Here is an 11,594-nt window from a genome sequence, read left to right as displayed (position 1 = left end):
AGGCCGCGCACAAGAAGATGGAGACCGAAGGGGCCACCTGCATCGACTGCCATCAGAACCTGGTGCACAAGGAAGTCGCCGAGACCGACCTCAATGCCAGCCGCAAGGAAGGCAAGATGGTCCTCAAGCCTGAAAAGAAGGATAAGGACGACGAGGAGGAGGAAGAAGAGGAGGGATGATTCGGTGCTTCTCCGCGGATTTTTCCTTAATTGGCTAGACTGATTCCCCACATAAGCCGCCGTTTCCAACTTATCTATTGGAACGGCGGCTTTAATCGCTTAAAATACCCCTATATAGCGGCAGGCATTGCTTGAAGACTACCGTCTTTTTCATAGAAAAAAGAACGAATATCCAACTGAACTACCCGGATTTCACCGTTGCTAAGCTATTCCATGTGAGCATAGGCAAGTGATTGATTTGCCGCATTGCCAGAACCGAGAGCAGGTCCGAATTTCCCACCCAGATAAGATCCGCATAGACCATGCTGCGTAATTTCCCACCCGTCAATGTCATCTGTTCGCATAGAGTGCGCGACTATTTTATAGCGGGGCTAACTTTTTTCTGCGTGGCGATCAGTCTGGTAATGGACGCCAGCGGGAGCATGGAACAGCAAAATTTCATGGGGATCATTGCCTGGACATTTCTACTGGGATTACTTTTTGGAGAAAATAAAGAAGTACGGATGCAGGTAATCATAGCGGTGGCATTTGCCACGCTGGGTGAGCATTTCGCCTCCATTTACATGGGCGGCTATACTTACCGGTTTGGGAATGTACCAGCCTATGTCCCACCTGGCCACGGGATGGTTTATTTAACGGCTGTTGCGCTTGCGCGTTCGGGATTTTTTTTGAAATATGCCCGAAAAATAGCTGCGTTTGTCGTACTGGTGTGCGGAATATGGTCAATCTGGGGGATTAGCGGCTACCCGGCGCAGGGCGATCAGGTGGGTGCGATACTATTCTGTGTTTTCCTCATCTACCTGTTTAAGGGCCGCTCGCCCATGGTTTATCTCGCCGCCTTCTTTATTACCACTTGGCTGGAATTGATTGGTACAGCAGCCGGAACATGGCAGTGGGCAACCATAGAACCCATTTTTGCATTGTCTCAGGGAAATCCACCCAGCGGTGTTGCGGCGTGGTATTGTTTGGTCGACGCGGTGGCTATTGGTGGCGCTCCGCCGTTACTAAGGGCTTTGAAAAAAGGTGGCGAGTGGTTTAAAGCTGAAAAACCACAAAAGGATGTCCATCAGGGCGTAAGAAATGATTAGGCGCTGCGCTCTGCCAAACTTGAAGAATCGAGGTGGCAAAGTGAGGGGCGAGGATAGATTTTGACGATTTCGAAGCTTAGCAGTTACTCTATTAGTCCAAAGAGCGGCGAAATGTGGACCGGTCAGGCACTTTTGCAGCTGATCTCCTTTCGATCCATCAGGCTGCTCAGTTGATACAAGCTGTTGTTCTGGCGACATTTCCCAATGTGTTGTATGATGCTTGCTGATAGTTGCGGCATAATATTCCGGTTACCGCCGCAACCAGCGGCTGTGTTCTTTTGTCTTACAAATCCTCTCCCTATTAACTCTTTTGTCTGGACCGGTCCCAACAAGTGTTGGCAGACGGTTTACGAGTCTAAATATGTCGTTTGATCAACTCAATCTATCTTCCGAGATCCTGCGCGCTATCGCCGATCAGGGCTACACAGAGCCTACTCCCATTCAGACACAGGCAATTCCGCCCATTCTTGAGGGCAAGGACATAATGGGAGGGGCGCAAACCGGCACCGGCAAGACTGCCGGCTTCACTCTCCCCATGCTGCATCGATTGCAGCGCCATGCCAACACCAGCGTATCGCCCGCCAAGCATCCGATTCGCGCATTGATCCTGGTTCCCACGCGGGAATTGGCGGCGCAGGTGTATGAAAGTGTCAAGACCTACGGCAAATACCTGCCGCTCAAATGCGCGGTGGTATACGGCGGCGTGAATATCGACCCCCAGGTGAAGGAGTTGCGCGCGGGTGTGGAGATCCTGGTAGCGACACCTGGACGCCTACTGGATCATATCGAGCAGAAAACGATGAATCTTTCCAAGATCGAGATTTTGATATTGGATGAGGCCGACCGCATGCTTGACATGGGCTTCATGCCCGACATAAAGCGTATTCTTGCGCTGATACCGCCGCAACGTCAAAGCCTGATGTTTTCCGCCACTTTTTCTGATGAAATCAAAAAACTGGCGGATAAACTATTAAAACAACCCGTATTGATTGAAGTGGCACGGCGTAATTCTATTACCGAATTGGTGACGCACGTGGTATATCCGGTTGAGCGTGAGCGTAAACGCGAATTATTGACACATCTTGTCAAATCGCAAGACTTGAAACAGGTGCTGGTATTTGTCCGCACCAAGCATGGTGCCGGCCGCCTGGCTCAGCAACTGGAGCGCGATGGCATCACCGCAACCGCGATTCATGGCGACAAGAGCCAGCCTCAACGCACCCAGGCGCTGGCAGAATTCAAAGAAGGGGTGGTACGGGTTCTGGTGGCAACCGATGTTGCCGCGCGTGGGTTGGACATCGAGGACCTGCCGCATGTCGTCAATTTTGAATTGCCCACCACGCCGGAAGATTATGTCCATCGGATCGGCCGCACCGGCCGCGCCGGCACCAAAGGCGACGCAATTTCGCTGGTATGCGAGGATGAGAACGAATTGCTCGAAGGTATCCAGAAACTTCTGAAAATCAAGCTTAATACAGAGGTGGTCGCTGGATTCGAGGCGGAATCACCGCATCATCAAAAAGGATTGGTAGATGCTCATCATCGACCCAATCGGAACGAGTCTGCCAAGCCGGAACAGAAGAAACAATCCGAATCCCGCAAACGCCCTAACGAAACTCATCCGATTTCTCGCTCCAAGGATTTCAATAAACATGAAGGACATGGGGAGTACAAGCGCGTACAAGGGGGGCGCGTCAAACCGCCAGAGGATCCCTTGTTCACGCAGCCCTATACGCCTTCGGAAAAACCCCCGGATACTCCTTCCGCACTCTCCAGCGCGACGGCACCCTCATCCACCGGAGAGAGACCGTCCGACCATCTTCGCCGGGGGCAGCAAAATAAACCCCTGCCTGCGCTATTCATGCCGCGAGTTCCTCCTAAACCCCAACAGGACGAGTAGCGGGAGTGTGATCCGCTGCCACATTATTCCATTAATAGGAAGTAGCAATGGGTAAACGGCTAACAAAGATCTATACCCGCAGGGGCGATGACGGTACCACAGGCCTAGGTGATGGTACGCGATCCGCCAAAGAGAGTTTACGTATCGAAGCTATCGGCACCGTGGATGAGCTTAACAGCTGCATCGGCGTGCTGCTTGCAGAAAATATCGAGGAAGGAGTGCGTATCAAACTGGAAAATATCCAGCATGACTTGTTCGACCTGGGGGGCGATCTAAGCATTCCCGGGCGGAGCAGCATGAGTGAAGCGCAAGTAAGCCGGTTAGAGAACCAACTCGATGAGTACAATTCCACACTAACCGCACTTAAGGAATTCATACTTCCCGGTGGCGCTCGCGCAGCCGCCCTTTGTCACGTCGCGCGCGCCGTATGCCGTCGTGCGGAGAGATGGTTGGTCAGGATGGCTCGAAGCGAAGCAATGATCCCATTTCACATCCAGTATCTCAACCGCCTGTCAGACTTTCTATTCGTGCTGAGCCGTGTTTTAAATCGTCAGCAAGGGGTGGAAGATGTGTTATGGCAGCCAGGAAAGAATCGTGTGCCGGATCCTGTCTAAATTATCCTGAATCCGGTAGCGGACTCATCCCAACGATGAAAATCAAGTCGCAAGAGAGTTCTTGCAAAATTAGAACGCCAGGCTGATAAATAAGCACGCGGTTGCCGGATTCACGAAGCTCCCCCAGCACATTTCCAATCCATTCTGCGCTATTCCTTACGCCGGAAACTATCGACGATCAGCAACACGGCGCCGATAAAAATCGCGGAATCCGCTACGTTGAACGCGGGCCAGTGGTAGCCGCCGACATGAAAGTCCAGGAAATCCACCACGTGACCCAGCGTAATGCGATCCCACAAGTTACCCAGTGCCCCACCCAGCACCAGGCTTAGCGCAACACAAAATAGCTTCTCGGCCGCATGTTTGCGCAGCAGATAAACAATCAGCACCGAGGCTCCCGTTGCTATCGCGCTGAAAAACCAGCGCTGCCAGCCGGCTGCGTCACTCAGGAAGCTGAACGCCGCGCCTGCGTTATACGCCAGCACCAGGTTGAAAAAACTGGTCAATGGAATATGCTCGCCGTAAAACAAAGCGGATTCCACCCAGCGTTTGGTGACAAAATCCAGTACCAGTATGATCGAAGCCAGGATCAGGCCGACTTGAAGTCTCATCGTACCTGATGCCCCCATGCATAGTCCGTCATCTCAGGCATATCGCCGGGCTTCGCCCGAACCGAAAAGATTGGATACACATCGGCCGCAGATCGTGGGACGGCCGGAATCGATTCCCACATCCTGGCGATAATGCCAACAACGCTCGCATTTCGGATGAGTGCATGGGGTGACAGCAACCTCCACATTCTGCGGTGTCTCCGACCTGATCACGCGAGCTTCGGAGGTGACGATGACAAGTCGAAGATCGTCACCCAGCGAATCGAGCAACAGAAAATCTTCTCCGCCGACATGAATCTCCACCGCGGCGGCAAGCGATGAACCGATTTCCCCCCGGCCGCGCGAGTCCTCCAATTGTCTTTGCACCAGCGAGCGCAGTTCGCGTAGTCGGGTCCAGCGCTCTATCAATACTGTTTCATCCGATTGCAATGGGAATTCGTGCCAAGTGTGCAGCAGAACACTGTCGGCGGCGCTGCCTGTCAAATGCTCCCATACTTCTTCAGCGGTAAAGCTGAGGATGGGCGCAAATAAGCGCACCAGGCTATGGGCGATGTGATATAGCGCACTCTGGGCCGAGCGGCGCGGGATACCTTTAGCGGCAGCGGTATATAGCCGATCCTTGAGAATATCCAGATAGAAACCACCCAAATCCTCGGAACAGAAGTTATGCAGGCGGTGAACCGCCAGGTGGAATTCGTAACGCTGATAACACTGCGTCAGTTCATCCTGAAGCTCTTTGGTGAAAGCCAGCATATAGCGGTCTATTTCCAGCCATTGTTCCACTGCCACCGCATCCGTAGCGGGATCGAAATCAGCCAGATTGGCGAGAAGAAAGCGCAGCGTATTACGTATGCGCCGATAACTCTCCACCACCCGCTTCAGGATTTCATCCGAAATGGAAAGCTCGCCGGAATAATCGGTGGATGCCACCCATAGCCGCAGAATATCCGCCCCCGAGTTATCCATTACCTTTTGCGGAGCAATGACATTACCTTTGGATTTACTCATCTTGTGACCATGGCCATCCACCACGAAACCATGGGTGAGCAATGCATCATAAGGTGCGCGCCCATCAATCACGCAACCCGTCAGAAGCGAGGACTGGAACCACCCGCGATGCTGGTCGGAGCCCTCCAGATAAAGGTCAGCCGGGTATTTAAGCTGGGTATTGGCCTTCAGAACCGTATCGTGCGTGGTCCCGGAATCAAACCACACATCCAGCGTATCTGGGAGTTTCTTGTAGTCTTGCGCTTCTTCCCCCAGTAACTCCGCCGCATCCAGGCTGAACCATGCCTCTATCCCGCGTTGTTCAACACGCTTCGCTACCTGTTCCAGCAATTCTTCGGTACGCGGATGCAAAGTCCCCGTCTCCTTGTGTACAAAAAATGCCATGGGCACGCCCCAGTCCCGTTGGCGCGATACGCACCAGTCGGGCCGGTTCTTGATCATCGCTTCCAGGCGGGCCTTACCCCATGCGGGATAAAACTGCGTGGTTTCCACGGCATTTATAGCAAGTTCCCGCAGCGTTTTCTCCTGAGGAGAACTGCCTGCCCAATTATCCTGGCCCATACCAATGAACCACTGTGGCGTGGACCGGAAAATGATCGGGGTTTTGTGCCGCCAGCAGTGCGGGTAGCTATGCTGGATCTTTTCCATATGCAGCAGGTGTCCGCTAGCCCTGAGTGTATCGATCACCACATCATTGGCTTTCCATACAAATAATCCGCCAACGACCGGTGTGGTAGCGATGAATTTGCCATCGTCATCCACCGGGCTATCATTGGAAAGACCGTACTTCTGGCCGATAAAATAATCGTCCAGCCCATGTGCTGGCGCCGTGTGCACCAGGCCTGTCCCGGCTTCCAGGGTTACGTGCCCGCCACAAATAATAGGTACCTCCTGTCCGTTGAAGGGATGATTCAACAGAGTGCCTTCCAGCCCCGCGCCTTTGCACGTCGCGAGCGTTTCCCCGTACAGCCCATAGCGATCAAGGCAGGCTTGCGCCAGATCGGCGGCCAGTATGAGCAATCCGCAAGGCGTTTCCACCAGCGCATAATCAAAATCGGGATGTACTGACACCGCCTGATTGGCGGGTAGCGTCCACGGTGTGGTAGTCCATATCACCGCGTATACTTTGGTGTTCTCTGGCAGGGATATGCTAAAAGCCGTAGCTAACGGGTGCGGGAGAGGATCTCCGGCATTTTGGGCGCGGGAACCAATGACCTCGAAGCCGACATCAATCGCTGGCGACGTCTTGTCTTCATATTCGACCTCTGCCTCCGCCAGCGCAGAGCCGCAATCGATGCACCAGTTGACGGGCTTCTGGCCCTGGTAGAGAAACCCGCTTCTTTGAATCTTCCCCAGTGCGCGGATAATGCCTGCCTCAGTGCGATAATTCATGGTGAGATAAGGATTATCCCAATCGCCCAGCACGCCAAGCCGGATAAAATCCGCTTTCTGCCGTGTTACCTGCTCCTGCGCAAAAGCGCGGCACAGTGCGCGTACTTTATCCGCCGGCAGATTTTTGCCGTGTTTTTTCTCAATCTGGTGTTCGATCGGCAGCCCGTGACAATCCCAGCCCGGTACATAAGGGGCATCGAAGCCAGCCAGCGTTTTGGCTTTGACGATAATATCCTTGAGGATTTTGTTGACCGCATGGCCGATGTGTATATCGCCATTGGCATAAGGCGGTCCGTCATGCAGCACGAATTTGGGACGACCCTGGCAGGCTTCGCGGATTCTTTGATAAAGCTTCTTCTCTTGCCAGACTTTGAGCATGGCGGGTTCACGCTTGGCAAGATCGCCGCGCATGGGAAAAGGCGTGTCGGGCAGGTTTAGCGTCTTTTTATAATCGGTCATGGAATATAGCCAACATCAATTCGATCTATGTAAAAGGTTTTTCAATTCCAGCGGAAAACGTGGAAGGGTGCAAAGTAAAGTAATGTTTTGCATCCTCCACGTCTCGCGCTATCTGTTGTGTGAGCGTTTCCAGATCAGGAAATTTTTCCTCATTCCGCAGTTTGTGCAGAAAATGTACGCGCAAATGACGGCCGTAAATTTCCTGATCGAAATCGAACAGGTGGACCTCCAGCACCGGCTTGCCATTTTCATGTACGGTCGGGCGCACGCCCAGGCTGGCTACACCCCTGACCGCTCCCGGCAACGATGAAGCCGCAGCGCCACGGACTCCTACTTCGACTTCTACCGCGCAGATGCCCGACAGAGGAGGCCGGTTGTGCTTCAATTGGATGTTGGCGGTGGGGAAGCCAAGTTTCTTGCCAAGCTTGTCACCACTTACCACCCGCCCGCTGATACCATAGGGCCGCCCCAGCAGATGCCCAACAAGGTCCAGATCTCCCTCCGCCAAAGCCTCCCGAACCGCCGTGCTCGAAACCCGCAATCCATTCACGGCGTAGGCAGGCATTTCTTCCACTTCGAAACCGCATTCGGCGGAAAACGATTTCAGCATGGTGAAATCACCGGCGCGGCGTGCACCAAAGCGAAAATCATCGCCCACCAGAATCCACCTGACGGCAAGCCCCTGCCGCAGGATGCGGACAATGAAATCTTCCGCGCTGATCCTGGCGAAATCAAAATTGAAACGGCATACCTGCACCCGATCCACGCCTGCCGCCGCCAGCAACTCCAGCTTCTCGCGCAGACTGGTAAGCCGCGTGGGCGCCTGATCCGGCGCGAAAAACTCGCGCGGATGCGGCTCAAAAATCATCACACAAGCGGTAAGATCGAGCCGGTTAGCCGCTTCCTTCAGACGGACAAGCATCGCCTGATGGCCTAGATGCACCCCATCGAAATTGCCTATAGTCAGCGCAACGGGAGCTTCTGCCTGAACGGGGATGCCTCGGGAAACATGCATGACAAGATGCTACTAAAAGCTTGAATTGTAGCCTGTTGCGGGCAAGCGGGTCTATACGGCAGTTACATAAATAACGGATTCGCTCGTTCGGAAGTGGAGATCAACGACACCGGCGCAAGGGCTCGCGTAGTCGCGTTCGTGTTCTTTGGCAGACCGTTCCGTGGTGTGCGCTTGTGTTCCAATGAGTTTTGCGCTGTGCTAGAATTGCGGACTCCCGAAAGCATGATTGGTACTCGCTGGCGGCGTAGGTAAATTTCATATTGTGTATTCAGGATAGCGTAGCTTCTGAAGCTGCTATCCTTGTGTCACGGAATGAATAGGTTCAAATGGCCAAGTAGCTCAGTCGGTAGAGCAGAGGACTGAAAATCCTTGTGTCGGTGGTTCGATTCCGCCCTTGGCCACCAATAAAATTAAGGAGTTACAGGCGAATGCTTGTGTACACTTTTTTATTTTATTAATAAATGTAACCGATTTGTAACCGTGTTTTCTCAATGAGACAGCGCTTCGGCTGCTTTTTACCTCCTCAGAAACGAAAATTTGCCGGACTATCTCTTGCCCACTGCTTGTATTAACTCAAGGTGCGAAAAACACCGTGCGAGTTACCTTGCAACACGTCGCCGGTCGAACTGTATCGTGTCCACCGGCTATAAGGATTGCCACGGTAATTCTTTTCAACGGCATTAAGCTTCCCTATCACTTTGCCTGAAAGCCGAAACCGGCTATCAGAGTTGGCGTCCATGCCTATATTGCCGAGTTTGATAAAATCGACAAATGGCGCATGAGGTCGGTTTAATGGCAAATTAGAGCCTCCCCCCGACTGCGTTAACTCTGACCTTGCTCTCCACTCTGTGGCGTTATATAGGACAACATGACCAAAAAAACGCTAAGCGAATCCGATATTTGCGCCAAGTACATCACACCCGCCATCATTCAGGCTGGGTGGGATGAAGCAATCCAGATTCGCCGCGAAGTTTTCTTCACCAAGGGCCGCATCATTGTGCGGGGCAAGCTGGTCACTCGAGGCAAGGCCAAGCGGGCCGATTACGTCCTCTATTATCAGCACTTTCCAATCGCCCTCATTGAAGCCAAGGACAATAACTGTGCCATAGGCGACGGAATGCAGCAGGCGCTGGATTACGCCATCACACTCGATATTCCCTTTGTATTCGCGTCCAATGGTGACGGTTTCGTGTTTCATGATCGCACCGGTCTGAGCACACAACTGGAAATTACGCTCTCGCTTGACGCATTCCCTAGCCCTGCAACGCTGTGGACGCAATACTGCACCTGGAAGGGACTGGCGCCCGCTCAGGAAAAGATTGTACTGCAACCCTATTACGACGACGGCAGCGGCAAGGAACCGCGCTACTACCAGCGCAACGCCATCAACGCCACGGTTGAAACCATCAGCAAAGGTCAGAACCGCATTTTGCTGGTCATGGCGACCGGGACCGGCAAAACCTACACCGCTTTTCAGATCATCTGGCGACTATGGAAGGGCAAGCAAAAGAAGCGGATTCTGTTTTTGGCGGACCGCAATGTATTGATCGACCAGACCATGGTCAATGATTTTCGCCCATTCGGTGCGGCCATGGCTAAACTGAGTACCGGCGCCAAAACTATTGAACGAGCTGACGGCAGCCTAGCAGGCATTGCGACAGCTCTTGATCAGAACCGCCGTATTGATACCGCCTACGAAATCTATCTCGGGCTGTATCAGGCCATCACCGGCCCCGAAGAGCGGCAAAAACTGTTTCGTGAATTCTCACCTGGCTTCTTCGACCTCATCGTCATTGACGAATGCCATCGTGGCAGTGCTGCCGAAGATTCTGCCTGGCGGGAAATCCTGGAATATTTTGCCGCCGCCACGCAAATTGGTCTTACCGCCACGCCCAAAGAAACCGAGTATGTTTCCAATATTCATTACTTCGGTGAGCCAGTTTATACCTATACGCTCAGACAGGGCATTCGTGATGGTTTCCTCGCCCCCTACAAGGTCATCAAGGTACATCTGAACGTGGATGTGGAAGGCTACCGCCCCCAGCAGGGTGAAATCGACCAGTATGGGCACGAAATCGATGACCGCATTTACAACCAGAAGGATTTTGACCGAAATCTGGTGATTGACGAGCGCACTATGCGCGTCGCCAAGTGGGTGTCGGACCATCTTAAACAAAGTGGCGACCGATTTCAGAAGACGATTGTTTTTTGCGTGGATACCGAACATGCGGCCCGGATGCGCCAAGCCTTCATCAATGAAAACCAGGATCTCGTCCAGCAGAATGTACGTTATGTCATGCGCATCACCGGCAACGATGCCGAGGGGGCGGCGCAGATTGGCAACTTCATCGACCCGGAAGCGACTTACCCAGTCATTGTTACCACTTCACGCCTGCTTTCCACCGGGGTCGATGCGCAAACCTGCCGGTTGATCGTGCTCGACCGCGAAATCGGCTCCATGACCGAGTTCAAGCAGATTGTCGGACGGGGTACACGGGTGCATGAAGATACGAAGAAGTATTACTTCACCCTGATCGACTTTCGCAAAGCGACCAACCACTTTGCCGATCCTGATTTCGACGGCGAGCCGGTACAAATTTATGAGCCAGGTGAGGATGACCCCGTCGTTCCACCGGACGACATGCCGCCACCTGATAACGCTGATGAAGACCCCATTCCGCCACAACCCGGCGCAGACGAAACGGTGGTCGATGGCGAACCGTCAGATATCCATCTACCTCAAGACCGCGGAGATGCCCCGCGTAAGTTCTACATCAAAGGCAGGCCGGTCACGGTGCTGACCGAGCGGGTAGAATATCTCGATGAAAACGGCAAGTTAATTACTGAATCCCTGCGCGATTACAGCCGGAAGGCGATCCGCCAGCATTACACCAGCCTCGATCAGTTTTTACGCCGCTGGAAGTCCGTGAAGCGCAAGGAAGCTATCATTGAAGAACTGGCGGAAGAGGGGTTGTTGCTGGCACCATTGCTGGAAGAGGTTGGCAAAGACCTTGATCCGTTTGACCTGATTTGTCATATTGCCTTCGACCAGCCGCCACTCACGCGCCATGACCGCGCTAACAATGTGCGCAAGCGTGACGTATTCACCAAGTACGGTCCACAAGCGCGCGCCGTGCTTGAAGCCCTGCTTGCTAAATATCAGGACGAAGGCATGGTCGCTGGTCTCGATGACACCAAGATTCTTGAAATTCCCCCCTTCAATAAGATGGGAACCCCGTTCCAGCTCATCAAGCAATTCGGCTCACGCGCCAGTTTCGAGAACGCCGTTCACGAACTGCAAGCCGCTCTTTATCAGGAAGTTATTTAA

The 11,594-nt window shown here is 53.2% G+C and carries 9 protein-coding genes and 1 tRNA gene; 6 read left to right on the top strand and 4 right to left on the bottom strand.

Annotated features, from left to right (window positions below):
- From BLO43_RS07400 to BLO43_RS07385, 4 genes are all read left to right on the top strand, one after another.
- The coding region (locus BLO43_RS07400; RefSeq protein ID WP_175443890.1) for a NapC/NirT family cytochrome c at positions 1-179 on the top strand (179 nt) is incomplete at its 5' end.
- A 302-nt stretch (positions 180-481) separates the two neighbouring features.
- On the top strand, positions 482-1,267 hold the full coding sequence (locus tag BLO43_RS07395; RefSeq protein WP_090906520.1) for a hypothetical protein: 786 nt from the start codon (positions 482-484) through the stop codon (positions 1,265-1,267).
- A gap of 361 nt (positions 1,268-1,628) precedes the next feature.
- Positions 1,629-3,167 (top strand): DEAD/DEAH box helicase, encoded by a 1,539-nt coding sequence (locus tag BLO43_RS07390; protein ID WP_090906519.1) that lies wholly within the window; start codon positions 1,629-1,631, stop codon positions 3,165-3,167.
- 47 nt (positions 3,168-3,214) lie between these two features.
- Positions 3,215-3,781, top strand: a complete 567-nt coding sequence (locus BLO43_RS07385; RefSeq protein WP_090906518.1) for a cob(I)yrinic acid a,c-diamide adenosyltransferase — start codon at positions 3,215-3,217, stop codon at positions 3,779-3,781.
- 149 nt (positions 3,782-3,930) lie between these two features.
- Here BLO43_RS07385 and lspA read toward each other — a convergent pair whose 3' ends face one another.
- From lspA to BLO43_RS07370, 3 genes are read right to left on the bottom strand one after another with little or no spacing between them, the layout of a single operon-like run.
- Entirely contained in the window at positions 3,931-4,392 is a 462-nt protein-coding gene (lspA, locus tag BLO43_RS07380) for a signal peptidase II (protein ID WP_090906517.1), read from the bottom strand.
- A 33-nt stretch (positions 4,393-4,425) separates the two neighbouring features.
- Positions 4,426-7,251: an isoleucine--tRNA ligase gene (ileS, locus tag BLO43_RS07375; protein ID WP_090906516.1), complete on the bottom strand. Its 2,826-nt coding sequence runs from the start codon at positions 7,249-7,251 to the stop codon at positions 4,426-4,428.
- A gap of 25 nt (positions 7,252-7,276) precedes the next feature.
- Positions 7,277-8,266 (bottom strand): bifunctional riboflavin kinase/FAD synthetase, encoded by a 990-nt coding sequence (locus BLO43_RS07370; protein WP_090906515.1) that lies wholly within the window; start codon positions 8,264-8,266, stop codon positions 7,277-7,279.
- A 328-nt stretch (positions 8,267-8,594) separates the two neighbouring features.
- On the opposite strand from BLO43_RS07370, the gene BLO43_RS07365 reads away from it, so the two are divergent.
- Positions 8,595-8,670: transfer RNA gene (locus BLO43_RS07365), tRNA-Phe, on the top strand.
- 164 nt (positions 8,671-8,834) lie between these two features.
- Here the strand turns inward: BLO43_RS07365 and BLO43_RS16400 are convergent.
- A complete protein-coding gene (locus tag BLO43_RS16400; RefSeq protein WP_139149252.1) occupies positions 8,835-9,065 on the bottom strand; it encodes a hypothetical protein in 231 nt (76 codons plus the stop codon).
- A 69-nt stretch (positions 9,066-9,134) separates the two neighbouring features.
- Here BLO43_RS16400 and hsdR point away from each other — a divergent pair, with 69 nt between their 5' ends.
- A complete protein-coding gene (hsdR, locus tag BLO43_RS07360) occupies positions 9,135-11,594 on the top strand; it encodes an EcoAI/FtnUII family type I restriction enzme subunit R (protein ID WP_090906514.1) in 2,460 nt (819 codons plus the stop codon).

The organism is Nitrosospira sp. Nsp13 (genome assembly GCF_900101945.1).
GTDB lineage: Bacteria > Pseudomonadota > Gammaproteobacteria > Burkholderiales > Nitrosomonadaceae > Nitrosospira > Nitrosospira multiformis_D.
The sequence above is the reverse complement of the archived record's forward strand: the minus strand, read 5'-3'. Positions and strand labels throughout refer to the sequence as shown.